At 60.4% G+C, this 24,612-nt stretch carries 26 protein-coding genes and 4 tRNA genes; 12 read left to right on the forward strand and 18 right to left on the reverse strand.

Annotation, left to right across the window (positions count from 1 at the left end):
* Positions 1 to 25 precede the first annotated feature (25 nt).
* Positions 26 to 985, reverse strand: coding sequence for a sugar ABC transporter substrate-binding protein (locus tag LUB09_RS16340; protein WP_209983111.1), 960 nt, complete (start codon positions 983 to 985; stop codon positions 26 to 28).
* A gap of 492 nt (positions 986 to 1,477) precedes the next feature.
* Between LUB09_RS16340 and LUB09_RS16345 the strand changes: the two genes are divergently transcribed.
* The 3 genes from LUB09_RS16345 to LUB09_RS16355 all read left to right on the forward strand — a co-directional run bounded on the left by LUB09_RS16345 (position 1,478) and on the right by LUB09_RS16355 (position 3,662).
* On the forward strand, positions 1,478 to 2,566 hold the full coding sequence (locus tag LUB09_RS16345) for an asparaginase (protein WP_057008010.1): 1,089 nt from the start codon (positions 1,478 to 1,480) through the stop codon (positions 2,564 to 2,566).
* A 150-nt stretch (positions 2,567 to 2,716) separates the two neighbouring features.
* Positions 2,717 to 2,968 (forward strand): DUF1654 domain-containing protein, encoded by a 252-nt coding sequence (locus tag LUB09_RS16350; protein ID WP_209983113.1) that lies wholly within the window; start codon positions 2,717 to 2,719, stop codon positions 2,966 to 2,968.
* Positions 2,969 to 2,972: 4 nt separating this feature from the next.
* A complete protein-coding gene (locus LUB09_RS16355) occupies positions 2,973 to 3,662 on the forward strand; it encodes an endonuclease (protein WP_209983115.1) in 690 nt (229 codons plus the stop codon).
* 28 nt (positions 3,663 to 3,690) lie between these two features.
* Here LUB09_RS16355 and LUB09_RS16360 read toward each other — a convergent pair whose 3' ends face one another.
* Positions 3,691 to 4,071: an SPOR domain-containing protein gene (locus LUB09_RS16360; protein ID WP_209983117.1), complete on the reverse strand. Its 381-nt coding sequence runs from the start codon at positions 4,069 to 4,071 to the stop codon at positions 3,691 to 3,693.
* 246 nt (positions 4,072 to 4,317) lie between these two features.
* Here LUB09_RS16360 and csrA point away from each other — a divergent pair, with 246 nt between their 5' ends.
* From csrA to LUB09_RS16375, 3 genes are all read left to right on the forward strand, one after another.
* Positions 4,318 to 4,512: a carbon storage regulator CsrA gene (csrA, locus tag LUB09_RS16365; RefSeq protein WP_209983119.1), complete on the forward strand. Its 195-nt coding sequence runs from the start codon at positions 4,318 to 4,320 to the stop codon at positions 4,510 to 4,512.
* 198 nt (positions 4,513 to 4,710) lie between these two features.
* On the forward strand, positions 4,711 to 4,965 hold the full coding sequence (locus LUB09_RS16370; RefSeq protein ID WP_231423054.1) for a hypothetical protein: 255 nt from the start codon (positions 4,711 to 4,713) through the stop codon (positions 4,963 to 4,965).
* Between the two features lie 83 nt (positions 4,966 to 5,048).
* Positions 5,049 to 5,345, forward strand: coding sequence for a hypothetical protein (locus LUB09_RS16375; RefSeq protein ID WP_231423055.1), 297 nt, complete (start codon positions 5,049 to 5,051; stop codon positions 5,343 to 5,345).
* 19 nt (positions 5,346 to 5,364) lie between these two features.
* On the opposite strand, the gene LUB09_RS16380 is transcribed toward LUB09_RS16375, so the two are convergent.
* Positions 5,365 to 6,042: an HAD family hydrolase gene (locus LUB09_RS16380; RefSeq protein WP_231423056.1), complete on the reverse strand. Its 678-nt coding sequence runs from the start codon at positions 6,040 to 6,042 to the stop codon at positions 5,365 to 5,367.
* A gap of 198 nt (positions 6,043 to 6,240) precedes the next feature.
* Here LUB09_RS16380 and LUB09_RS16385 point away from each other — a divergent pair, with 198 nt between their 5' ends.
* The 4 genes from LUB09_RS16385 (at position 6,241) to LUB09_RS16400 (ending at position 9,069) form a co-directional block, all read left to right on the forward strand.
* Positions 6,241 to 6,501: a DUF2790 domain-containing protein gene (locus LUB09_RS16385; protein WP_209983127.1), complete on the forward strand. Its 261-nt coding sequence runs from the start codon at positions 6,241 to 6,243 to the stop codon at positions 6,499 to 6,501.
* Between the two features lie 42 nt (positions 6,502 to 6,543).
* Positions 6,544 to 7,215 carry a heavy metal response regulator transcription factor gene (locus tag LUB09_RS16390; protein ID WP_209983129.1) on the forward strand — a complete coding sequence of 224 codons (672 nt, stop codon included), beginning with the start codon at positions 6,544 to 6,546 and terminating at the stop codon, positions 7,213 to 7,215.
* Positions 7,212 to 8,609, forward strand: a complete 1,398-nt coding sequence (locus LUB09_RS16395) for a heavy metal sensor histidine kinase (protein WP_209983130.1) — start codon at positions 7,212 to 7,214, stop codon at positions 8,607 to 8,609. The genes LUB09_RS16390 and LUB09_RS16395 overlap by 4 nt, the downstream gene beginning before the upstream one ends.
* 214 nt (positions 8,610 to 8,823) lie before the next feature.
* Positions 8,824 to 9,069: a hypothetical protein gene (locus tag LUB09_RS16400; RefSeq protein ID WP_231423057.1), complete on the forward strand. Its 246-nt coding sequence runs from the start codon at positions 8,824 to 8,826 to the stop codon at positions 9,067 to 9,069.
* Positions 9,070 to 9,131: 62 nt separating this feature from the next.
* On the opposite strand, the gene LUB09_RS16405 is transcribed toward LUB09_RS16400, so the two are convergent.
* Positions 9,132 to 9,557 (reverse strand): GNAT family N-acetyltransferase, encoded by a 426-nt coding sequence (locus LUB09_RS16405; RefSeq protein ID WP_231423058.1) that lies wholly within the window; start codon positions 9,555 to 9,557, stop codon positions 9,132 to 9,134.
* Positions 9,558 to 10,049: 492 nt separating this feature from the next.
* Between LUB09_RS16405 and LUB09_RS16410 the strand changes: the two genes are divergently transcribed.
* On the forward strand, positions 10,050 to 10,472 hold the full coding sequence (locus tag LUB09_RS16410) for a hypothetical protein (RefSeq protein WP_209983136.1): 423 nt from the start codon (positions 10,050 to 10,052) through the stop codon (positions 10,470 to 10,472).
* A 118-nt stretch (positions 10,473 to 10,590) separates the two neighbouring features.
* Here the strand turns inward: LUB09_RS16410 and LUB09_RS16415 are convergent.
* Positions 10,591 to 10,667 (reverse strand) — tRNA-Val (locus LUB09_RS16415).
* A gap of 184 nt (positions 10,668 to 10,851) precedes the next feature.
* Here LUB09_RS16415 and LUB09_RS16420 point away from each other — a divergent pair.
* On the forward strand, positions 10,852 to 12,135 hold the full coding sequence (locus LUB09_RS16420; RefSeq protein WP_209983159.1) for an NAD(P)/FAD-dependent oxidoreductase: 1,284 nt from the start codon (positions 10,852 to 10,854) through the stop codon (positions 12,133 to 12,135).
* A 232-nt stretch (positions 12,136 to 12,367) separates the two neighbouring features.
* Here LUB09_RS16420 and LUB09_RS16425 read toward each other — a convergent pair.
* The 13 genes from LUB09_RS16425 to LUB09_RS16485 all read right to left on the reverse strand — a co-directional run bounded on the left by LUB09_RS16425 (position 12,368) and on the right by LUB09_RS16485 (position 24,609).
* A tRNA-Asp gene (locus tag LUB09_RS16425) sits at positions 12,368 to 12,444 on the reverse strand.
* Positions 12,445 to 12,550: 106 nt separating this feature from the next.
* Positions 12,551 to 12,627, reverse strand: a tRNA-Asp gene (locus tag LUB09_RS16430).
* A gap of 55 nt (positions 12,628 to 12,682) precedes the next feature.
* A tRNA-Val gene (locus LUB09_RS16435) sits at positions 12,683 to 12,758 on the reverse strand.
* Positions 12,759 to 12,864: 106 nt separating this feature from the next.
* Positions 12,865 to 13,617, reverse strand: coding sequence for an SDR family oxidoreductase (locus LUB09_RS16440; RefSeq protein ID WP_373460628.1), 753 nt, complete (start codon positions 13,615 to 13,617; stop codon positions 12,865 to 12,867).
* A 23-nt stretch (positions 13,618 to 13,640) separates the two neighbouring features.
* Complete coding sequence (locus LUB09_RS16445; RefSeq protein WP_231423059.1) at positions 13,641 to 14,852, reverse strand: O-succinylhomoserine sulfhydrylase; 1,212 nt, start codon at positions 14,850 to 14,852, stop codon at positions 13,641 to 13,643.
* 69 nt (positions 14,853 to 14,921) lie between these two features.
* On the reverse strand, positions 14,922 to 16,427 hold the full coding sequence (purF, locus tag LUB09_RS16450; protein ID WP_003234313.1) for an amidophosphoribosyltransferase: 1,506 nt from the start codon (positions 16,425 to 16,427) through the stop codon (positions 14,922 to 14,924).
* A 41-nt stretch (positions 16,428 to 16,468) separates the two neighbouring features.
* Positions 16,469 to 17,026: a CvpA family protein gene (locus LUB09_RS16455; RefSeq protein WP_003234314.1), complete on the reverse strand. Its 558-nt coding sequence runs from the start codon at positions 17,024 to 17,026 to the stop codon at positions 16,469 to 16,471.
* Positions 17,027 to 17,274: 248 nt separating this feature from the next.
* On the reverse strand, positions 17,275 to 17,928 hold the full coding sequence (locus tag LUB09_RS16460; RefSeq protein ID WP_231423060.1) for an SPOR domain-containing protein: 654 nt from the start codon (positions 17,926 to 17,928) through the stop codon (positions 17,275 to 17,277).
* A complete protein-coding gene (folC, locus tag LUB09_RS16465; protein WP_231423061.1) occupies positions 17,912 to 19,219 on the reverse strand; it encodes a bifunctional tetrahydrofolate synthase/dihydrofolate synthase in 1,308 nt (435 codons plus the stop codon). Before folC ends, LUB09_RS16460 begins: the two co-directional genes overlap by 17 nt.
* Positions 19,216 to 20,136 carry an acetyl-CoA carboxylase, carboxyltransferase subunit beta gene (gene accD, locus LUB09_RS16470; RefSeq protein ID WP_003234319.1) on the reverse strand — a complete coding sequence of 307 codons (921 nt, stop codon included), beginning with the start codon at positions 20,134 to 20,136 and terminating at the stop codon, positions 19,216 to 19,218. The genes folC and accD overlap by 4 nt, the downstream gene beginning before the upstream one ends.
* A 245-nt stretch (positions 20,137 to 20,381) precedes the next feature.
* Positions 20,382 to 21,002, reverse strand: a complete 621-nt coding sequence (locus LUB09_RS16475; RefSeq protein WP_231423062.1) for a phosphoribosylanthranilate isomerase — start codon at positions 21,000 to 21,002, stop codon at positions 20,382 to 20,384.
* A gap of 64 nt (positions 21,003 to 21,066) precedes the next feature.
* Complete coding sequence (gene truA, locus LUB09_RS16480) at positions 21,067 to 21,891, reverse strand: tRNA pseudouridine(38-40) synthase TruA (RefSeq protein ID WP_209990423.1); 825 nt, start codon at positions 21,889 to 21,891, stop codon at positions 21,067 to 21,069.
* A 168-nt stretch (positions 21,892 to 22,059) separates the two neighbouring features.
* On the reverse strand, positions 22,060 to 24,609 hold the full coding sequence (locus LUB09_RS16485) for a FimV/HubP family polar landmark protein (protein WP_231423063.1): 2,550 nt from the start codon (positions 24,607 to 24,609) through the stop codon (positions 22,060 to 22,062).
* Positions 24,610 to 24,612: the final 3 nt, after the last annotated feature.

Below are 24,612 nucleotides of genomic sequence, written 5' to 3' on the forward strand. Positions count from 1 at the left end.
CGGGCGCTGTTGGGTGCTGCCGGGATTACTTCTTGAGGACGAGTTCGACCGGGGTTTCGATCACGCCGTCCTTGGCATCGACTGTTTCACCCTTGACCAGCTTGAGCGCGTTCTGCAGACCGAAAACGGCTTGCTGAGCGGCAGCCTGGTCGGCCGTTGCGAGGACGCGGCCATCCTGCAGCATCGGCTTGATGGCTTCGATATTGTCATAGCCCACCACCAGCACCTTGCCGGCCTTGCCTGCCGCACGAACTGCGGACACAGCACCGAGGGCCATGTTGTCGTTACCGGCCAGCAGCGCCTTGAGGTCCGGGTATTCGCTCAACATGGCCGATGCCACTTTCTGGCCCTGGTCGATTTCCCAGTTGCCCGATTGTGTGGAAACGATCTTCATGCCGGCAGCGTCCATCGCGTCCTTGAAGCCTGCGGTGCGCTGCTGGGCATTGGTGGTGGTCGGTACGCCTTCGATAATGCCGACCTTGTCACCCGAAGCCAGTTGCTTGGCCAGGTAATCACCCACCAGCTTGGCGCCCTTGCGGTTGTCCGGGCCTACGAATGGAATGTTCAGGTTTTTGCTTTTCAGTACGTCCGGGTCGAGACGGTTGTCGATGTTGACGATCTTGATGCCGGCATCGGAGGCTTTCTTCAGCACGGTGACCAGCGCCTTGGAGTCGGCGGGGGCGATAACGATGGCGTTGACCTTGGCGAGGATCATCTGGTTGACGATATCGATCTGGGCGCTGGTGTCGGTCTCGTTCTTGATACCGTTGGTGATCATGTCAAAGTCGGCGGCATGCTCTTTCTGATAGGCCTTGGCGCCCTCCTGCATGGTCACGAAAAATTCGTTGGCGAGAGACTTCATCACCAGGCCGACCTTGGGTTTGGCGGCGGCGTCATCGGCGAATGCAGAGGAGAGAGGCAGAGCAGCGGATGCGGCAGCAAGCACAGCGACAGCGAGAAGACGTGCAGCGAATGGCAGCTTCATGGGTTCACTCCGATCTTATGATTATTGTAAGCAACGCTTGCAACGAAATATCTCGCAAACGTTTGCGTTAATCGAACTATGAGAACCTTGTCGAGATTTGTCAACGCCGGAAAAGTGCCTTTCATTCAACCCTCCAGCACGCGACGTTGCGGTTCGTCTGCTCTGCCCTTTAAACCTCGCCTGCGCCAGCTCGTTCTTTAACACGACAGGCTGCTGCTTGCCCGTCGCTCAGCACACGGCAGCAGACGCCGGGTATTGTCGGACAACCGAACGCGCTATCGCCCAATTGTTCGGAAAGCCGGACAGACACGCTGTTCCCCAACCCAAAAATTCAAAAATAGTTGTTTTAAATCAAAAAGTTAATTTATGTCGCCTAGCAAAATCAGGCTGGTACAAATCCTGCTCTTCCCCTGCACCTCGACGCGCTCAGAGACGTCCGAGGGTTCTAGATGAACCTGCAACAGCACTCATCAAAAACCAGAGAGAAAAATAATGAAATCTGCATTGAAAACTTTTGTCCCGGGCGCTTTGGCCCTCCTGCTGCTGTTCCCCGTTGCCGCCCAGGCAAAGGAAGTCGAGACCAACACCAAACTCTCCAACGTAGTGATTCTCGCCACCGGCGGCACCATTGCTGGCGCCGGCGCCAGTGCGGCCAACAGTGCCACCTACCAGGCGGCCAAAGTCGGCATCGAACAACTGATAGCAGGCGTTCCTGAGCTTAGTCAGATTGCCAATGTTCGCGGTGAACAAGTGATGCAAATTGCATCTGAGAGCATCAACAACGACAACCTGTTGCAGCTGGGCCGACGCGTCGCGGAACTGGCCGACAGCAAGGACGTCGACGGCATCGTGATCACCCATGGCACCGACACCCTGGAAGAGACCGCCTACTTCCTCAATCTGGTCGAAAAGACCGACAAACCTATCGTGGTGGTCGGCTCGATGCGTCCAGGCACTGCCATGTCGGCCGATGGCATGCTCAATCTGTACAACGCCGTTGCCGTGGCAAGCAGCAAAGAAGCACGCGGCAAAGGTGTGCTGGTGACGATGAACGACGAAATTCAGTCGGGGCGCGATGTCAGCAAGATGATCAACATCAAGACTGAAGCGTTCAAGAGTCCGTGGGGCCCGCTGGGCATGGTGGTTGAAGGCAAATCCTACTGGTTCCGCCTGCCTGCCAAGCGCCACACCATGGATTCGGAATTCGATATCAAGACCATCAAAAGCCTGCCGGATGTGGAAATTGCCTACGGCTACGGCAACGTGAGCGATACCGCCTACAAGGCCCTGGCTCAGGCCGGCGCCAAAGCCATCATCCACGCTGGCACTGGCAATGGCTCGGTGTCGTCCAAAGTGGTTCCCGCGCTGGTGGAATTGCGCAAGCAGGGCGTGCAGATCATCCGCTCCTCCCACGTCAACGCCGGCGGCATGGTGCTGCGCAACGCCGAACAGCCTGACGACAAATACGATTGGGTTGCCGCCCTGGACCTGAACCCGCAGAAAGCGCGGATTCTGGCGATGGTGGCGCTGACCCGGACCCAGGACAGCAAGGAACTGCAACGGATATTCTGGGAATATTGATTCCTGACGCTACCCTGCAGGAGCGAGTTTGCTCGCTCCTGCACCAAGCACCGTAAATTACCGTCAGACGGACCTCTCGGATGTTAAGCAGTTGCGAAATTGCCTACAGTTAAATACTGTATGTGTGTACAGCTTATTAAGGAATACTCCGTGGCAAAGTCCTCTCCCGCCGTTGCAACAGCGCCGGACGCCTATCAGCAACTGGCCGTTCGCGTGCAAAAAATCATCAATTCGACCAATGCGCAAAGAGCCAAGGCAGCTTTGATCTTCCGCCTGCCGGAAGAACCTGAGGATGAATGGGCACGTTTGCTGGAGGAAATCGCGGAAAACGACAACGTCACCCTCGCCTATCGGGACGATGGCGGTGTGCAGATTTTCTGGGTTGTGCCGAAGGAAGATTGATTCAATGAGTGTCCGTTTTATTGCTGTCTGTTGCCTTTTATTCGCTATCACCGCCCACGCCCAGGCACCCCGAACGTTCAGTGAAGCCAAGAAAGTCGCCTGGAAACTCTACGCTCCGCAATCCACCGAGTTCTATTGCGGCTGCAAATACACCGGCAACCGTGTCGACCTGAAAGCCTGCGGTTACATCCCGCGCAAAAATGCCAGTCGCGCCGCACGTATCGAGTGGGAGCACATCGTTCCTGCCTGGCAGATCGGGCATCAGCGCCAGTGCTGGCAAAACGGCGGGCGCAAGAACTGTACGCGCCATGACGCTGTGTTCCAACGCGCCGAGGCGGACCTGCATAACCTGGTGCCGAGTATCGGTGAGGTCAATGGTGATCGTAACAACTTCAGTTTTGGCTGGTTGCCGGTGCAGAACGGGCAATACGGCTCATGCCTGACCCAGGTCGACTTCAAGGCGAAGAAGGTCATGCCACGACCGTCGATTCGCGGCATGATTGCTCGAACCTATTTTTATATGAGTAAACAATACGGGTTGCGCCTGTCGAAGCAGGACCGGCAGCTGTATGAAGCCTGGAACAAGACCTATCCGGTACAAACCTGGGAGCGCCAGCGTAACCAGACCGTTGCCTGTGTAATGGGGCGCGGCAATGCGTTTGTCGGCCCGGTGAACCTGAAAGCCTGCGGCTGAAACTGGGCGGGAGCCCGCCCAATTGGCGTTACTGCGCCGCCTTGTGCTCGATGATTTCCGACACGGTATCGGTTTTCTTGGCGCGGGCCATTTTCTCCGCGAGCAATGCCTGCCTGGCTTCAGCTTCAGCCTTGCTGGCGAACGGCCCGAGCAGCACCTCGTCCTTGCCGTCCACCTTGACGATATAAAAACTGAAACCATGCTCCAGCAACCAGGCTGTCAGGTCGGTGATCGCCTGTAACTTGTGGTCTGGCGGGCCTACGCGCAGGTCCCATTCCTGGGCGGCAATCGCACCGCTCTGCGGTTGGCTCTGGCTCGCGGCAGCTCTGGCCTTGGGCGCCTCGACAGGCTTACCCTCACCGCAACCGGCCAATGCCACCACCGCCATTGCCATCGCTACTTTACGCACTGCCCTGCTCCTTTAAGGAAAAGAGGCAACTTTATCATCCACTGTCTATTCTGGCCTTCATAAACCTTGGCTTAAACAATGCGAATGATGTATCGCAGACCTGTATGATGCCGCCATGGGAATTAATGTCGCCTCTATGCGTCCTAAAAGAGGCAGTCACAGGGAAGCGCTTAGCAGTAAGCTACACACATCCGACACCTGCCCTGTCTGAAACATGTGTCCTTAAAAGTAATCAAGGAGAAGTCCATGCTGATACTCACCCGCAAAGTTGGTGAAAGCATAAACATCGGTGATGACATTACGATCACCATTCTGGGCGTCAGCGGCCAGCAAGTAAGAATCGGCATCAATGCTCCCAAAGACGTTGCCGTGCATCGTGAAGAGATCTATAAGCGCATCCAGGAAGGCCTTACCGCTCCGGAAAAAAACCAGACGCCTTGAAGCGCACTCAGTAGCCAGCCTTTTCGTTCACTGTCACGGCTGGCGAAGACCCATTCCATTCAATCGCGCTTTTTTCATGCTCCTGCTCTCGTCTTCGCCGAAGATGAAACTGTTCCCATGCCCGGAACTTGTTGCGCGATCCCCAGCCCAACTCCTGATAGTACTCACTACTGCCCAAGCAAACTCGGGAGCCTGTCGATGAGGTATTCCTCAACGAAACACTTTGCCCTCCATTCCTGGATGATTGTCCTGCTGATCGGACTGGTCTTCGTGGGTGTGGAATTTGGCTTGAGGTTCGAAGTGGCTGGCGCCGATGCCCCTTCGTGGCTGGATCTGGCATTGCTGCTGGGCGCTTATCTATTCGTGTTTTGCCTCAAGCCACTTCAGAAGACAGTGCAACGCAAGTTGTGCCAGCACGCCATTCAACGTGCGCGGCAAAAATCTGCAGGTTGAGAGCTATCTGATCGCCGGTATTTACAGCCATGCAACAGCGCCTATGCTTGGGTTTGCACGGTCAGTAAAGGGCGCTGAAACAGATGGAAACGCTCAATAAATCCCAAATCGAAGCCGCACTGGCAGCCCGTCTGCCCAGCTATCGGATCACCTGCACGCTGCATGCCGATGGCACGCTTTCAGCCATGCTCAGCAGTCCCGAAACCGACCACTTCGCGATTACCGGCATCGTCCGCGCTCACTACAATGGCGAGCAAGCCATTGCCCGTCTTGCCAATGAGATACTCAGAGAAATGGTGCTTTCGCGTCAGGGATTGAAAAACAGCCGGCTGCACACGCCACCCGATCATTCCGACAGTGTGAAAGGCCTAGACCGATAATCGACTCGATCTTCTCGTATCAACTCGCCAGGCTCCGCAGGTAAAGCAAACCCTCACTGTCACGTTGAACGTGAATGTGCTCATAGCCATCGATGCAGGCGTGCGCCGTCACCATTGGCGTGAGGTGGGTCGAGGTCACGACCATCACGTCCGCTCCCGCTGCCTCCCCGGCTCGAATTCCGACCGTCGCATCCTCGAAAACCAGGCAATCCTTGACGGGTACGCCAAGTCGTTGCGCTCCCAATACGTAGCAAGCAGGGTCCGGTTTACCTCGGGCGACATCCTCCGCCGTCACCAGCACAGCCGGCGGGGCAATACCCGCGGCGTGCAGGCGCCGCAATGCCAACGCTCTGGGCGCAGACGTGACCAGCGCCCATTGATCACCCGGCAGGCCATTGAGGAACTCAACTGCGCCAGGTATCGCCACAACACCGTCGACATCATCGAGTTCGGCCTGGGTTATCCATTGTGCCTCCACGTCGGGATCCACACCGGGCAGCGCCTGGCGCGTGATCGTATCGATTGCACGCGCGCCATGGATCGTCTTCAGGAACGCCGCCACATCCAGACCGTGACGTTCGGCCCAGGTACTCCACACCCGCTCTGCGGCGGCGATGGAGTTAAGCAAGGTCCCGTCCATATCGAACAGAAAGGCGCGGTACGGTCGTGCAGGTAAAGCTGAACCTTGGATGGACACTGCGTGGCTTCCTCTTGAGCTGTAGGCGTAATCGGCCCGATGCAATCTACGGCCCAGCCTGACGCTTGTAAACGTCATCGGCACTGCGGGCCTTTCATTACGAACTTGTCATCGTCCTGTTGGCCGTCTGTTCGGATCGCCTGGTTACTGTGAACTCACTGCCAGGCCCGGCAGCCGACTTCTGAGAGAGGAACCAACATGAAACGATTTGCCGCAGGTTTTGCCGCTTTGCTCGTCACCGCTTCGGTGTTCGCAGCCGAGCCCGCCTCAGATACAAGGGTAATCCACGATAAAACCGGCTTCTTCGTGCATCTGGATATCGCCAGGCAACTGTCGAGCAGCGACACGTATGGCCAGTGCGGCATCGTGCCCGCGCAATTGCGCTACCTCGATCACCAGAACCGCGAACACGTGCTGGACTATAAGGTGCAAGCCATCGGTTGCCCCAGTGAGAATTGATCACGCTAAACTGGCGCCACCTACTGAAACAGGGCAACTCCCATGAACATCCTCGTCGTCGAAGACGAACCCAAGGCCGGTAATTATCTGCTCAACGGCTTGCAGGAACTGGGTTATTCCGTGAGCCTCGCGCGCGATGGTGTGGACGGCTTGCACCAGGCGCTGGAAACGCCGTTCGACGTCATAGTGCTGGATGTGATGATGCCGAAAATGAATGGCTGGGAGGTACTGCGGCGCCTGCGCACGGAAGCGGACACGCCCGTGCTGTTTCTCACCGCCCGCGACGACATCGCAGACCGCATCAAAGGGCTGGAACTGGGCGCCGATGACTACCTGATCAAGCCTTTCTCGTTCGCCGAACTGGTCGCACGCCTGCGCACGCTGACCCGGCGAGGCCCGAGCCGCGAAGAAGAACAGCTGAACATCGCCGATCTGCAGATAGACGTGCTAAAACGCCGCGTCACCCGCGCCGGCACGCGGATCACCCTGACCAATAAGGAGTTCGCCCTGCTGCACCTGTTTGCCACCCACCCCGGCCAGGTACTGTCGCGCTCGCTGATCGCCTCGCGGGTGTGGGACATGAATTTCGACAGCGACACCAATGTGGTCGACGTGGCCGTGCGGCGCCTGCGTTTGAAAATCGACGACCCTTTCCAGCTCAAACTGATTCACAGCGTGCGTGGCATTGGCTACCGCTTCGATACCCAGCCATGAGCCGCCGCCCTTACTCCCTCACGCTACGCCTGGCGTTGATCTTTGCCCTGCTCGCCTTCGCCCTGTTGACCTCCCTTGGCGTAGCACTTTACCGCGAGCTGGAACAGGAACTGGTGCGCCGCGACGACGCTGCGCTGATATCGCGGGTCGATCAACTGCGCAACCTGCTCAACGACAGCAACACCCTGGACCTGATCCGCACCAAACCGGAGTTGTTCCAGAATATGCTGGGCAATCGCGAATCGGTGCTGAGCATTGCCGCACCAGGGCAAAAACCGCTGCTGCTGGTAAACCCCGCGAACATCGAGCTGCCTCCCGTCAATCCGGTGCCCAAAGACCACATCCTCACATTGAGCGACGTACAACACCTCCCGGGAATCAATGGCGTACCCTTTTCAACCGTCGCCGCCTCCATCGACTCCGGCGACCTGGGCAGCCTGCAAGTGACCAGCGGGCGCCTGATGACCGAGCGCACCGCCGTGCTCGCCAGTTACCGGTTGAGCGTCTATATCCTGGCCAGTATCGCGGCGCTCATCCTCGCCGTGGTGGGCTACATACTGGTGCGCCGTGGGCTGCTGCCCTTGCGGCGTCTGGCCCGGCATGCGCACGGCATCGGCGTGAGCAACCTGGCCGAACGCCTCGACGGTCGTGGTGCCCCCAGGGAATTGCTGCCAATGATCGAGTCGTTCAATACCATGCTGGAGCGTCTGGCCAAGGGCTTCGTGCAACTGGGCCAGGTGTCCACCGACATGGCCCATGAACTGCGCACACCGATCAACAACCTGCTGGGAGAAACCCAGGTCGCCCTGCAACAGGACCGCAGCATCGAGAGCTACCAGCAACTGCTCGCATCCAATGTCGAAGAGCTGGAACGCCTGGCGCGGATGCTCGACAACATGCTGTTCCTGGCCCGCACCGATCCCGCCAGTGCCCTGCGCCAACGACAGGAATTGAGCGCAGCCGATGAAGTACAGCGCATGGCCGATTACTTCGAGGGCCTGGCCGGTGATGCGGGCATGCGCATTCTGGCCAAGGGCGAAGGCGTGATCTGGGCGGAACCGATGCTGCTGCGACGTGCGCTGGCCAACCTGTGCGCCAACGCCATCAAATATGGCGCGCCCGACTGCGACCTGCTGATCCAGGCGATACCCGACACAGAGGGCGTTCATCTGAAAGTCAGCAACCAGGGCACGACCATTCCAGCCGAGCATTTGCCACGCTTGTTCGAGCGGTTCTATCGGGTGGACGCGTCTCGAGAGCGCTCGGCCCAGTCCAACGGGCTTGGGCTGTCAATTGTGGCGACCATCATGCAGTTGCATAACGGCCGATACAGCGTAAGCAGCGAAGCCGGAGTGACGTCTTTCGAGTTGGTGTTCCCTCGGCGGGAAGACTGAGCGCGACACCGAAACCTCGGTGGTATTTTGCAAAACACTTGCGGTCACCGACCGGTCAAACACCCACTATTCTGATCTCCCAAACGCTATCTCACATTGTTCAAAACACAGGTGTCCGGCTTTGGAGAAGAAACAGTATCAATTCGCAGCAGTAAACACGCTGAACATCCCGGCTCAAGGCGGAGACGGTGGAGGTCATGACGGAGGCTCAGGCATGGAAAAACGCATGGGCCTACTGGAAAAAGGGCTGGCTGAGATGAAAGAAAAACTATTCGCCGTTTCGAGCAGGACTGACGCCATGGAGCAACACTCCAGCGCCATCGAAAAGCACTTCGCGACCAAGGCGGACCTGGCAACCACGGAGCTGAATCTCATCAAATGGTACGTCGCGACAGCGTTCGCGATGACGTCACTGGCCTGCGCCATCACCTTCGGCCTTGGCCGGGTTTTGATCACCTGACGCAACCGGCGGCCAGTCAGCTGATTTGACGCGCACGGCGCCGCACGAAGCGGTGTGGCGTTTCAGCGCAGGCGCTTCTGGAAAAAGTGGCGCCGGTGACCCGGCGGGTAATCAATGATCTGGCCCACCTCAGTGAACCCCAACTTGCGATAAAACCCGGGCGCCTGAAAGCTGAACGTGTCCAGCCAGATCCCGGTACAGCCTTTCTGCTGGGCAAGGTCTTCGGCAGTACGCATCAAGCGCGTGCCGGTGCCCTGGGTGCGCATCTGATCGGGGATGCTCAGCAGCTCGATGAACAGCCATCCGTAGGAAATTTTTCCGTAGAGTCCGCCCACCACCTCATCAGTGGCAGGATCGCGTAGCAGGATGCCCACGGTTTCAAATGGCATACTGCCTGTGTAACTGAGGTTGTAAGCCCTCAGCGGCTTGAGAATCGCCTCACGCTCCTGCTCCGTTACGTCGAACGACACCTCCATCGCCAGCTCCATTGCCCTCTCCTGAGTTCAGTGCAAACACCATTATTACGACTTTAATTTCAAGGCCTATACTCAGCGCAGTAACGACGCGTTCCCACACCGGGCTCACGGTGATTCAGCCAAAAAGGTAGCGATCATGTATGCCGGACAAATGAGTGGCATGGCAACAACAAATGGCGAAATACGGTGCCAATTGGTTGCGCAAATTATCTGCCTGTTAGCGGTGGCTTCGCTTTTCTGCTGATTGGGGTTGCCACCTCTACACAGCACTCTAAGCGGCCTGGCAACGCATAGCCCGGTTCAGGGGCCATGCACGAGCTTGCGCCTTCAGTTCGGTCCCTTGTCGACGCCGGTAAAAGCATCAACATCCCTCTCCCGCCATCAAATCGCGACACAAAGACTGTCACGTTAATGCAGGACGCTCCTCTGGCGGGACAGGAGTCGCGCTGAAGTAAGTCGGCCACGGGTCGATTTAATCGGACACCTCATAACCGGGTACTTTTCATGCTGATCAATCTTAATATTCCAGCCTCGGTCCCCACCCCACCGGCGTCCAAAGACACGACTGATGCCGCGAAAGCTGACAGCCCAGGCAGCCTGACGGTCAGCCTTGACCATGACGCTAAAGGTTCGACCGGCGTGGGCGGTAGCGATGCGCCTCCGGCCAAGCAAGAGTCGGAAACGATCAAGGAACTGAAAAAACAAATCGAACAGTTGCAAAAGCAGCTCCTGCAGCAACAGCAGGCGCTGCAAAAAGCGCAGTCCAGTAACGAAAACGCAGAGGCAAAGGCCGTGACGATCGCAGCAGCGCAAGTGCAGGTGGCAAGCACATCAGCTGCTTTGCAGACCGTGAGCGCAGCCTTGTTGCAGGCTGTTACCAGTGAGGGCAAGAGCAGTTCGGGCTCGATGGTCAGCACCACCGCTTGATACACAACACGCCCGAGACGACTCTTCGGGCGTTTTGATTGACCCAAATGCAAGACAACAAAAAAGGGCCCACCTTTCGGTGAGCCCTTCCAGACCGCCCAGCAGAGCGGATTTTGTTTGGTAGGCGCGATTGGACTCGAACCAACGACCCCCACCATGTCAAGGTGGTGCTCTAACCAACTGAGCTACGTGCCTGCTGTGAGGCGGCATTCTACGGAATTCCGAAGGTGTGTCAACCTCTTTTTCGCAGCTAACCCCATGAATATGCGAATTTTTTATTTTCGGAACGCACGCCCGTGTTTTCCCGGTGGCTGGCGGGCAATTTTCAACTCAGGTAGGATCGCGGCACTCGTAAAAAATATAAAACAGAGGTTCCAGGATGGCGAACACCCCCTATCCCCAGTCATATTACGCCGCATCCGCCAATGCGGTTCCGCCTCGTCCGATGCTGCAAGGTGAAGTCGAAACCGATGTCTGTGTGATCGGCGCCGGCTATACCGGCCTTTCCAGCGCGCTGTTTCTGCTGGAGAACGGTTTTCGCGTCACGGTGCTGGAGGCCGCCAGAGTGGGATTCGGTGCATCGGGCCGCAATGGTGGGCAGATCGTCAACAGCTACAGTCGCGATATCGACGTGATCGAGCGCAGCGTCGGCCCCAAGCAGGCGCAGTTGCTGGGCGAGATGGCATTCGAGGGCGGCAGGATCATTCGTGAGCGCGTGGCCAAGTATCAGATCCAGTGCGACCTGAAGAACGGCGGCGTATTCGCTGCACTCAACAGCAAGCACATGAGCCACCTCGAGTCGCAGAAACGCCTGTGGGAGCGCTACGGTCATACGCAACTGGAGCTGCTGGACGAGCGCCGCATCCGCGAAGTGGTGGGCTGCGACAACTATGTCGGCGGCCTGCTGGACATGAGCGGCGGGCACATCCATCCGCTCAACCTGGCCCTGGGTGAAGCGGCCGCCGTTGAGTCCCTGGGCGGTACGATCCACGAACAATCTGCCGCTCTGCGTATCGAGCGCGGCGCCAATCCGGTGGTGCATACAGCCGAAGGCAAAGTCAGGGCCAAGTTCATTATTGTCGCGGGCAACGCCTACCTGGGCAACCTGGTGCCGGAGTTGGCCGCCAAGTCGATGCCCTGCGGCACGCAAGTGATCACCACCGCCCCCCTGGGCGATGAATTGGCCAGGAGCCTGTTGCCACAGGACTACTGCGTAGAAGACTGCAACTACCTGCTCGACTACTACCGTCTCACCAGTGACAAGCGTCTGATCTTCGGCGGCGGCGTGGTCTATGGCGCGCGCGACCCGGCGAATATCGAAGCGATCATTCGTCCGAAAATGCTCAAGGCGTTTCCGCAACTCAAGGACGTAAAGATCGACTACGCCTGGACCGGCAATTTCCTGCTGACCCTGTCGCGCCTGCCTCAGGTGGGCCGCCTGGGCGACAACATCTATTACTCCCAAGGCTGCAGCGGCCACGGCGTGACCTACACGCACCTGGCAGGCAAAGTGCTGGCCGAAGCCCTGCGCGGTCAGGCGGAACGCTTTGATGCGTTCGCCGACCTGCCGCACTACCCCTTCCCCGGTGGGCAGATGCTGCGTACACCGTTCGCCGCGCTGGGTGCCTGGTACTACGGGCTGCGGGATAAGCTGGGGTTCTGACATAAAGCGGGAGCCGGTTTACGGCTCCCTCGGCCGACCCGAGTACGCCTTGCACCCACCTCAGCCCAACTACACGTTTCATCAGGTTGCGCTGTGAGCCCCGCCCGCCGCTCATAACCAAATCGCAGACACAAAAAACCCCGGTCTCTCGACCAGGGTCTTTGCTATCGGATCAAAGCAGCCAACGGCTTTCTTTGCGCTTGAAGGCGTTCAGCGGGCCTTGAAGCAGATATGGCGCAGCGGACGGGACTCGAACCCGCGACCCCCGGCGTGACAGGCCGGTATTCTAACCGACTGAACTACCGCTGCGTATCGCTTGACCGGTTAAGCGTGAAGCCCTCAACCGTCTTTAAACATCTGATCGATCAGCCTAGGCTGTTCAATCTCAAGCCCGACCATTCGAACCTGGAAAATATGGCGCAGCGGACGGGACTCGAACCCGCGACCCCCGGCGTGACAGGCCGGTATTCTAACCGACTGAACTACCGCTGCGCGTCGGTGCAACCTTTAACGTTGCGTCTTGCCCGTAAGCAAAACTCTCAAGAAGTGGTGGGTGATGACGGGATCGAACCGCCGACCCTCTGCTTGTAAGGCAGATGCTCTCCCAGCTGAGCTAATCACCCTTTGCTTCGTTGAGGCCGCGAAATTTACGCAGATAGCAGACCTAAGTCAATAGCCTGCTTGAAGTTTTCCTGAAAAAGACAAAATTGCTTCAAGCGCCAGCTCGCCTCACTCGCTGTAAATCATCTTCTTGCTCATGCCACCATCCACCACGAACTCTTGCCCGGTCACAAACCCGGCCTGACGTGACAGCAACCACGCAACCATCGCCGCTACATCCTCCACAGTGCCCACCCTGCCCCCCGGATGCTGGGCATGATCAGCATCGCTCAGCGGCTCGGCACGCCGCGCCGAGGGATCCCGCGCATCGATCCAGCCGGGGCTCACCGCATTGACCCGCACCTCCGGCCCCAGACTCATCGCCAGGGCGTGGGTCAAGGCCAGCAGGCCGCCCTTGCTCGCCGCATAGGCTTCGGTGTCCGGCTCCGATTGACGGGCGCGGGTGGACGCCAGATTGACGATGGCGCCCCCATGGGCACGCAGGTAAGGCGCGCAATGTTTGGCCAGCAGCATCGGCCCGCTGAGGTTCACCGCCAGCACGCGGTTCCAGTAGGCCAGGTCCAGGCTTTCCAGGGTGATATTGTGCGGATCGGCCACCGCGGCGTTGCACACCAACGCATCCAGACGCCCGAACTGCCCCAGCACTTGCGCAACACCCTGAACCACCTGCTTCTCGTCAGCCACGTCCATGGTGATAAACCAGGCATTGTCGCCGAGCACCCTGGACACCTTGGAGCCACGCTCGCGATCCAGGTCGGCCAACACCACCTGCCAGCCTTCGCTGATCAGCCATGCAGAGATGCCCAGACCAATCCCGCGAGCTGCGCCGGTTACCAGCGCGACACGCCCATTACTGGCCACTGCGACCTCGGTGGACCACTCGATCACAAGGCAGCCAACCCGCGGGCCAGGTCTGCCTGCAAATCAGCCACGTCTTCCAGGCCTACCGCAACACGGATCAGGCTGTCACGAATGCCCGCCGCTTCACGCTCCTGCGGGGCCAGACGGCCGTGGGACGTGGTACCCGGGTGGGTAATGGTGGTCTTGCTGTCACCCAGGTTCGCGGTGATCGAGATCAGACGCGTTGCATCGATAAAGCGCCAGGCGCCCTCTTTGCCGCCCCTCACTTCAAAACTCACCACCGCCCCGAAACCGCGCTGCTGGCGCTGGGCCAATGCGTGTTGCGGGTGGCTCTTGAGGCCGGCGTAGTGCACCTTTTCGATGCCGTCCTGTTGCTCCAGCCACTCGGCCAGGGCCTGGGCATTGGCACAATGGGCCTTCATGCGCAGGCCGAGGGTTTCCAGGCCCTTGAGGAAAATCCACGCGTTGAACGGGCTGAGGGTCGGTCCGGCAGTGCGCAAGAAGCCGACGACTTCCTTCATCTGCTCGCCACGACCGGCCACCACTCCGCCCATGCAGCGGCCCTGGCCGTCAATGAACTTGGTCGCCGAGTGCACGACGATATCGGCACCCAGCTTCAGCGGCTGTTGCAGCGCCGGCGTGCAGAAGCAGTTGTCGACCACCAGCATCGCGCCCTTGGCATGAGCCACTTCGGCCAACGCGGCGATATCCACCAGTTCGGCAAGGGGGTTGGACGGTGACTCGACAAACAGCAACCGGGTATTGGCCTTGATCGCCGCATCCCAGCCGGACACGTCCGCCAGCGGCACGTAGTCCACCTCAATGCCGAAGCGCTTGAAATACTTTTCGAACAGGCTGATGGTCGAACCGAACACACTGCGCGACACCAGCACATGATCGCCGGCGCTGCACAGGCTCATCACCACCGCCAGGATCGCCGCCATGCCGGTGGCCGTGGCCACGGCCTGCTCGGCGCCTTCCAGCGCGGCAATACGCTCTTCGAATGCACGCACGGTCGGATTGGTGTAGCGCGAATAAACGTTGCCCGGCACTTCGCCGGCAAAGCGCGCGGCAGCGTCGGCGGCCGTGCGGAATACGTAGCTGGAGGTGAAGAACATCGGATCACCGTGCTCACCTTCCGGCGTACGGTGCTGGCCGGCGCGCACAGCCAGGGTATCGAAAGCTACGCCGTCGAGGTCGCTGTCCAGCCGACCGGCATCCCATTCCTGACTCATGCTGCGACTCCTTACTCTCGAAATTCTTTATTTAAGATACAAAACCGGCCCCTCAGGGCCGGTGTTTACTCAGTTGTTATACAGATCGATGATCGCGCTGACCGCCTGGGTCTTGACCTTCGACGAGTCGTTACGCGCCTGCTCGATCTTGTTCAGGTAGGCATCGTCGACGTCGCCGGTCACGTACTTGCCGTCAAACACGGCACAGTCGAACTGATCGATCTTGATCTTGCCACCGCCGACGGCCTCGATCAGGTCCGGCAGGTCCTGGTAGATCAGCCAGTCGGCGCCGATCAGGTCGGCCACGTCCTGGGTCGAACGGTTGTGAGCGATCAGCTCATGGGCGCTCGGCATGTCGATACCATACACGTTCGGGTAACGCACGGCAGGCGCGGCGGAGCAGAAGTACACGTTCTTCGCACCGGCTTCGCGGGCCATCTGGATGATCTGCTTGCACGTGGTGCCGCGCACGATGGAATCGTCCACCAGCATTACGTTCTTGCCGCGAAACTCCAGCTCGATGGCGTTGAGCTTCTGGCGCACCGATTTCTTGCGCGCAGCCTGGCCGGGCATGATGAAGGTGCGGCCGATGTAGCGGTTCTTCACAAAGCCTTCGCGAAACTTGACGCCCAGGTGGTTGGCCAGCTCCAGGGCGGCGGTGCGGCTGGTGTCCGGAATCGGGATCACCACATCGATATCGTGCTCGGGACGCTCGCGCAGGATCTTGTCGGCCAGCTTCTCGCCCATGCGCAGGCGCGCCTTGTAGACGGAGACGCCATCGATGATCGAGTCCGGACGGGCCAGGTAGACGTGTTCGAAGATGCACGGGGTCAGCTTCGGCGCCACTGCACACTGACGGGTGTGCAGCTTGCCATCTTCGGTGATGTACACCGCTTCGCCCGGCGCGAGGTCGCGTATCAGGGTGAAGCCCAGCACGTCCAGCGACACGCTTTCGGATGCGATCATGTACTCGACGCCTTCGTCGGTGTGACGCTGACCGAACACGATCGGACGGATGCCGTGGGGGTCGCGGAAACCGACGATGCCGTAACCGGTGATCATCGCCACCACGGCGTAACCGCCGACGCAACGGTTGTGCACGTCGATCACAGCGGCAAACACGTCTTCTTCGGTAGGCTGCAGCTTGCCGCGCTGGGCCAGCTCATGGGCGAACACGTTGAGCAGCACTTCCGAATCGGAACTGGTGTTGACGTGGCGCAGGTCGGATTCGTAAATCTCCTTGGCCAACTGTTCAACGTTGGTCAGGTTGCCGTTGTGCGCCAGGGTGATGCCGTACGGCGAGTTGACGTAGAACGGCTGAGCTTCGGCCGACGTCGAGCTGCCGGCAGTCGGGTAACGCACATGGCCAATGCCCATGTGCCCGACGAGGCGCTGCATGTGACGCTGGTGGAACACGTCACGCACCAGGCCATTGTCCTTGCGCAGGAATAACCGGCCGTCGTGGCTGGTCACAATACCGGCAGCGTCCTGGCCGCGGTGCTGGAGGACGGTTAGCGCGTCATACAGCGCCTGATTCACGTTCGACTTACCGACGATACCGACGATGCCACACATGCGACGCAACCCCTACTTAATGAATCTTGACTGAACCCTGCTTACTGAGGCGTTTTGGCCGGTAAGAGGTGTTCCTTGAACGGAAGATCAGCGGGTACGCTGATTCCGCTGGCCAGCCACTGACTGCTCCACCCCAATATGAGGTTCTTGGACCAGTCTGCAACCAAAAGAAATTTTGGCACGAGCACCGACTCCTGCCACCACGCATCCTGCTGAACCGGTCCCAGGCTCAACAGCCCGACCGCCACCACCACCAACAACGCGCCACGCGCCGCGCCAAAAGCCATGCCGAGAAATCGATCGGTCCCGGAAAGGCCGGTGACGCGTATCAATTCGCCAATAAGGTAATTGACCATTGCCCCCACCAGCAGCGTGGCGATGAACATGATGGCGCAGCCCGCGATGACGCGGGCCGAAGGTGTCTCGATGTAGCCGGCCAGATAAACCGACAGTGACCCCCCGAACATCCAGGCTACGACTCCTGCGATGATCCAGGTCAGCAACGACAGCGCTTCTTTTACGAAGCCGCGGCTCAGACTGATCAAAGCAGAGATGGCGACGATGGCAACAATCGCCCAATCAACCCAGGTAAATGGCACGTTAGAGCCTACGGACGGATAAGGCGGCGCATTTTAGCAGAGCGCCGGGCTGTCGGTAAGCGGTGTTTGCGAGCGCTTTGCAAATCAATGATGTGTAGCGGGCAAAGCCCCTTTCAAGGCCACCGTAAAAAACAATGTGGGAGGGGGCTTGCTCCCGATGGCGGTGTATCAGTCACTGAACAGGCTGACTGCTACATCGTCATCGGGAGCAAGCCCCCTCCCACAGTTGATTGCACTCCAGGCTGAAATCAGCCGCGCTCAGGCTGGAAGCGGGTCACGAACCCCTTCAGGTTCTGCTGACGATCCAGCAGGTCCCGCAGGCGATCCGCCTCGGCGCGCTCGATCAGCGGCCCGATAAACACGCGGTTCTTGCCATCGGCACTGCGGATATAGGCGTTGTAACCCTGGCTGCGCAGTTTTTTCTGCAACGCGTCGGCACCTTCGCGATTGCCAAGGCTGGCCACCTGGATCGACCAACTGATCGGCAGGCCATTGGGGTCGATACGACTCTGCCCCACATCCGGCTTGCCCGGCGCTGCCGGTTGCGGTGTGACCGGCTTGGGCGCAGGTGTCGGCGCGGCGGGCTTGGCCGCCACCGCAGGCGCTGGCTTGACCACCGGCACGCTCTGTTGCACGGGCGCGGAAGGCGCTGACGGCGCAGCAGCAGGCTCTTCGACAGGCACCGGCTCGTCTTCGGGCAATGCCTGCGGCTCGGGCACCACCACCGGCTCGACCTGCACCTGAGGCACGGCGGGCGCCTGGGGCGCTGCCGGGGCTTCGACGACTACCTGGCGCTGTTCGTCCTGACGGGAAAACAGCATCGGCAGGAAAATCACCGCCAACGCCACCAGCACCAGAGCTCCGACCATTCGCTGCTTGTATGCGCTATCCAGTAATGCCATGTGCAGCTTCCTCCGTGGGACGCCGGGCCAACCACTCAAGCGCCTCGGCAACACAATAAAATGATCCGAACAACAGAATCTCGTCCTCGGTCGTTGCCACCGCGCACTGGGCCTCAAGGGCTGCGGTCAGGCTTGCATACGACGCCACGCGCGCACCAAGGTTCTGCAAGGCCAGTTCCAACTCCGCCGCCGGTCGACTGCGCGGCGTATCCAGCGGCGCAACCGCCCACGCCTGGACACTGTCGAGCAACGGCGCAACCACGCCATCGAGGTCCTTGTCAGCCAACAGACCGAATACGGCGAGTCGTCGCCCCTGCGGCGGCGTGCGCGCCAGGCGCTGCGCCAGGTACTGCGCCGCATGGGGATTGTGCCCCACATCCAGCAGCAGGTTCAGACGCTTGCCCTGCCACTCGACTGCACGACGATCCAGACGCCCCACGACCCTGGTCGCCAACAATGTCGCGGCAATCTGCGCAGCATCCCATGGCAGGTCCAGCAACAGATAGGCCTGCAGCGCAAGCGCGGCATTTTCCATCGGCAGGTTCAACAGCGGCAAATCGTGCAGCTCAACCGTTTTTCCGCGCGCATCGCGCCCGCGCCACTGCCAGTGCTGCTCGCCGATGTCGAGGCTGAATTCGCGACCACGCAGGAAGAACGGGCATTCCAGCTCACGCACCTTGTCGAGCAAGGGTTGCGGCGGATCCAGATCACCGCACAACGCAGGCTTGCCCGCACGGAAGATACCGGCCTTTTCATAAGCCACCGATTCGCGGGTATCGCCCAGGTAGTCGACATGGTCAACGCCAATGCTGGTCACCAGCGCCAGGTCGGCATCCACCACGTTGACCGTGTCCAGACGACCGCCCAGGCCCACTTCCAGCACGACCACATCCAGTTGCGCACGCTCGAACAGCCAGAACGCCGCCAGGGTGCCCATCTCGAAGTAGGTCAGGGAGATTTCGCCACGTCCGGCATCAAGTGCGGCGAACGCTTCACAGAGTTGCTCATCGGTGGCTTCGACCCCGTTGAGCTGCACCCGCTCGTTGTAACGCAGCAGGTGCGGAGAACTGTAGACGCCGACGCTCAGGCCTTGAGCCTGAAGCAGCGCCGCGACAAAGGCGCAGGTCGAGCCTTTGCCGTTGGTGCCGGTCACCGTGATCACACGCGGCGCCGGCCGGCCCAACCCGAGGCGGGTCGCTACCTGTTGCGAGCGCTCCAGGCCCATGTCGATGGCGGACGGATGCAACTGCTCAAGGTAGGCGAGCCATTCGCCCAGGGTACGTTGGGTCATAGGTTTGCAGGCACCGGCGGCACGACGATCGGTTCGATTTTAGGCGCGACGTACACCGGTGTCGGCAGCCCCATCATTTGTGCCAGCAGGTTGCCCAGGCGTGGACGCAGCTCGCCGCGCGGGATAATCAGATCGATTGCACCGTGCTCCAGCAGGAATTCGCTACGCTGGAAGCCTTCCGGCAGCTTTTCGCGCACGGTCTGCTCGATCACGCGCGGGCCGGCAAAGCCGATCAGGGCCTTGGGCTCGCCGACGATCACGTCGCCGAGCATGGCCAGGCTGGCGGAAACACCGCCGTAGACCGGGTCGGTCAGCACGGAGATAAACGGAATGCCTTCTTCACGCAGACGCGCCAGCACCGCGGAGGTCTTGGCCATTTGCATCAGGGAAATCAGGGCTTCCTGCATGCGCGCCCCCCCGGAGGCGGCGAAGCAGATCATCGGGCAACGGTTTTCCAGCGCGTAATTGGCGGCGCGCACAAAACGCTCACCGACGATGGCACCCATGGAACCGCCCATGAAGGAAAATTCAAAGGCCGAGACCACCACCGGCATGCCCAGCAGCTTGCCACTGACGGAAATCAGTGCGTCTTTCTCGCCGGTCTGCTTCTGCGCAGCAGTGAGGCGGTCCTTGTACTTCTTGCCGTCGCGGAACTTGAGACGGTCGACCGGCTCCAGATCAGCGCCCAGTTCGTTACGACCGTCGGCGTCGAGGAAGATGTCGATGCGCGCGCGCGCGCCGATGCGCATGTGGTGATTGCACTTGGGGCAAACGTCCAGGGTCTTTTCCAGCTCCGGGCGGTACAGCACCGCGTCGCAGGAAGGGCACTTGTGCCACAGACCTTCAGGAACCGAGCTTTTCTTCACCTCGGAACGCATGATCGAAGGGATCAGTTTGTCTACTAACCAGTTGCTCATGCTTTCTTTCTCCAGTACCGGTGGCTTGAACACAGCCCCGCGTATGCCCTTGAGCTAAATTCATGTGTGGCGATGACGCGGGCGGGTCGGGGTCAGACGTTCGACCAGCCATTTCCCGTCCGCATCCTCAGCCTTCCAGACAACCTGCCTGTGCAGGGTTGTCACTTCGTTCCCGGCCCTCCCGCAGGCGGCGCCGATGCTGCGTTACACAGTGGTAGTTACTGACGGCGGCAGACTGCCAGCCGTCACATCGCGCGCACGGCCTGCATGAATGCGCGAATCTTGTGGTGATCCTTGATGCCCTTGCTCTGCTCTACTCCGCCGCTCACATCCACGGCATACGGCCGAACCTGTTCGATGGCCGCCGCGACATTGGCGCAGTTCAAGCCACCGGCAAGGATGATCGGCTTGCTCAACCCTTCGGGGATCAGCGACCAGTCGAACGCTTCACCCGTGCCGCCCGGGACGCCTTCGACGTAGGTGTCCAGCAGGATCCCGCGAGCGCCCGCATAAGTGGCACAGGCGGCGGCAATGTCATCACCGGCCTTGACCCGCAGCGCTTTGATATACGGGCGTTGATAGCTTTCGCATTCGTCGGGGCTTTCGTCGCCGTGAAACTGCAGCATATCCAGAGGCACCGCATCGAGGGTCTCGTCAAGCTCGCAGCGGCTGGCATTCACGAACAGCCCCACGGTGGTGACAAACGGTGGCAGCCCGGCAATGATCGCCCGCGCCTGCAACACGTTCACCGCCCGCGGGCTTTTGGCATAGAACACCAGGCCAATGGCATCCGCCCCCGCTTCGACTGCCGCCAGCGCGTCTTCCATGCGGGTAATCCCGCAAATCTTGCTGCGAACGGCTGACATGTCTTGGAAACCTCAGGGATTGCACCGAGAAAGTCCCGGATGGTAACAAAAGCTTTTCCGGGCGTCAGCCGCCAAGTTCGCTGAAACCTGTGAGGAAGTGTGGCCCGATGAAGCGCTCCGGCAGCTCGAACTCGTCGCGGTACTCCACGCCCACCAGATATAGACCAAACGGATGGGCCGTCACGCCGCCCGTGCGGCGAACACGGCTTTCCAGCACCTCGCGGGCCCATTCCACTGGACGCTCGCCGGTGCCGATGGTCATCAGAACGCCCGCAATGTTGCGCACCATATGGTGCAGGAACGCCCCGGCGCGAATATCCAGCACGATCATCTTGCCGTGCCGGGTGACGCGCAGGTGGTGGACTTCCTTGATCGGTGACTTGGCCTGGCACTGGCCGGCGCGGAATGCGCTGAAATCATGCACGCCCACCAGATGCTGCGCAGCTTGGGCCATGCGCTCGGCATCCAGCGGACGATGGTTCCAGGTGATTTCCTGATTGAGGTGCGCCGGGCGGATCTGGTCGTTATAGATCACATAGCGGTAACGCCGGGCGATGGCCTTGAAACGCGCATGAAAATGCGCAGGCATGACCTTGGCCCAGGTCACACTGACGTCGTGGGGCAGATTGATATTGGCGCCCATCACCCAAGCCTTCATGGTGCGCTCGGCCTGGGTATCGAAGTGCACCACCTGACCACAGGCGTGCACACCGGCGTCGGTACGCCCGGCGCACATCAGCGACACCGGCGAGTCGGCGACCTTGGACAGGGCATTTTCCAGGGTTTCCTGCACCGTCAACACACCCGACGCCTGACGCTGCCAGCCGCGGTAGCGCGAGCCCTTGTATTCGACGCCGAGGGCGATGCGGTAAAAACCTGCGGCCGCCATTTCGGCGGCCGCGTTATCTATGTTTGCCAAGAACTGAGAGCCCGATGAGTTGCGCAAAGGCGCGCATTATAAAGGCGACGGACGAAGCCGGGGCGCTTTTGTTCGCAATGGACGCTGATACAAATGTGGGAGGGAGCCCCCACTCCCACACGTCCCCTGCATCGGGCTTCAGATTCTGCCGAGCATTTCCTTGGCCTCGCTGCGCTGCTCTTCGCTGCCTTCGGTCAGCACTTCGGACAGGATGTCACGTGCGCCATCGGCATCGCCCATGTCGATGTAGGCCTGGGCCAGGTCCAGCTTGGTGGAAACCTCATCGGTGCCCGAGAGGAAGTCGAACTCCGGCTCGTCATCGCCCAGCGCCGCGTCTTCAGCGGTAAAGGTAGGCTCGATCGGCGGATGCTCCAGGCTCTGGGACAGACGATCGAGCTCGGCGTTGACATCATTCAGTTCCGAGGCGAATGCATCCGGCTTGGACGCCGCTGGCGCTTCAGGCTCATCGGCCAGGGACAGGTCGAAGTCTTCCGGCAGCTCGAAGTCATCCACGGCAGTGGGTTTGAGGGGCGGCGGTTCAACGTTCATCGGGTCTTCAAGACCGGAAAGAAAGTCGTCATCGGCCTGGGAGGACGGCGGATCCAGTTGCAGATCGAAGTCCGAGCCTTCATTCGACGTGGCTTGGTCGTTGGTCTGTTGCTTCAACAGCGATTCAAAGGTCGGCTGATCGGCGGTCACTACCGCGGGCGAAGCAGCTTCCAGCTCATCCAGGCTAAGGTCGAAATCGTCGGCTGTTGCATCGGGCGCGGGCTTTTCTTCGAGCAGGTCCTTGACGTACTGGGCATCGAGCGCCGCAGCCGCAACGGCGGCACTCACGCCCGCCGCGAGGACGGCCATGGCCGGGAAGCGCGATTTGAGCTGTTCGACCTGGGCGTGGTTTTCACCGGTGGCTACCAGCTGACGCTCCTGCGTCACGAACCCGTCCTTGTCGTTCTGCAGGCCGTAGACTTCCATCAGCTTCAGGCGCAGGTCGCTGCGCTTGGGATCGCGCTTGATCGCCTGCTCCAGCACATCGGCCGCCTGGTTCAAGTGACCACGGTCGATGTGGGACTGGGCTTGTACCAGGGCACCACTGGCATTGGTCGGGTTTACCGCGGCGGCCAACGGCGAAAGCACCGAAGCCACCGTTGGTACGGCTACCGGCTCGACCACGGGTGCAGGCGCGGGGGCCAGCTTGACACTTGGCGGTGCGACTTCCAGGCCTTCGAAACTGTCCGAGGGCAGGTCACGGTCGATGCTCGACGTGAATTCCGCCTCCTCGGCCAGCGCGCGGGCCATGCGCAGGTGCTTTTCTTCTTCAAGCCGGGCATTGCGATGGCGCGCCCACAGCAGCAGCAACAACAGCACCAGCAAGCCGGCCGCACCGCCAATGACGCCGAGCACGATGGGATTGGTGAGCAGGTCGTTGAACTTGCCTTCGGTGCTGGCAGGTGTTGCCGCCGGCGTGGCCACCTCTGGTGCAGGCGTTGCAGACGCGGGGGCCGCTGGCATGGCAGGGGTTTGAGTCGCAGGCGCTTCAGCCGCTGAATCCGCAGCCGCCGGGTCAGCAGCAGGATCAGCTGCCAACTGCGCCGGCATCGCCGCCGTCGCCGTGGCCGGCTGGCCTTTTTCAGCCTGCAGCCTGGCCAGTTGATCATTCTTCAGTTGAATCAGCTTTTGCAGCTTGTCGAGCTGGCTTTGCAGGTCGGCCGCGCGGCTCTTGAGTTCTTCGTTGTCGCGACGGGTGGTGTCCAGCTGTTCCTGGGTCACGGCCAGTTTCTCGCCCAGGGCCTGGCTGTCGCCGGCGTTGCCCTTGGCGCCCTTGCGCGCGGCTTCGGCGGAGACCAGGCTCAAGGTGTCCTTGGCGTCGGTGGTCGCGGCGGCATTGCCCGCCTGGGTGCGGCGGGTGGCGTCCAGTTGCTGGCGGCCGGCGGGCTGATTGGTCGCACTGCGGCGGCCCTGGCGCCAGGCTTCGTTCTGCGCACGCACCTCGGCAATCGCCTGAGGTTGCGGCAACGCGGTGCTTTGCGTGGCATCGGGCAGGCGCAGGACCTGACCGGTCTTCAAACGGTTGATGTTGCCATCGATGAAGGCGTCAGGATTCAACGCCTGGATGGCCAGCATGGTCTGCTGCACCGAGCCGCCATTGCGGCTCTTCTGCGCGATTTCCCACAGGGTGTCGCGGGACGTGGTGGTGTGCTGGGCCGAGGAGCGTGCCGCAGCCGGAGCGCTGCCGGCGGGCGCCGACAGACGCGGTGCGGGCGCAGCAGCCGGCGTTGCCTGATCGAACTTGGCCGGGTCGAGCAATACGCTGTAGTCACGCATCAGGCGGCCATTGGGCCACTGCACCTGCAGCAGAAAACGTACGTAGGAATCGGGCAACGGCTTGCTGGAGGTGACCCGCACCACGCTGCGGCCGTTGGGGTTGATCACCGGGGTGAACGTCAGGTCATCGAGAAACGCCTGACGATCCACGCCCGCATCGACAAAGGCCTGGGAGGACGCCAGGCTCGGCGTGATTTCGGCGGCGGTAAGGCCACCGACATCGAGCAATTCGATGTCCACCGACAGCGGCTGGTTCAGCTTGGACTTGAGGGTCATCTCCCCCAGCTGCAGCGCTTGCGCCATACCGGAAGACAGCGCCGAGGCGGCCGCTATTGCTAACACCAGTTTGCGAACTTGAACCATAGC

It is taken from the genome of Pseudomonas sp. Leaf59, from assembly GCF_920984685.1.
GTDB lineage: Bacteria > Pseudomonadota > Gammaproteobacteria > Pseudomonadales > Pseudomonadaceae > Aquipseudomonas.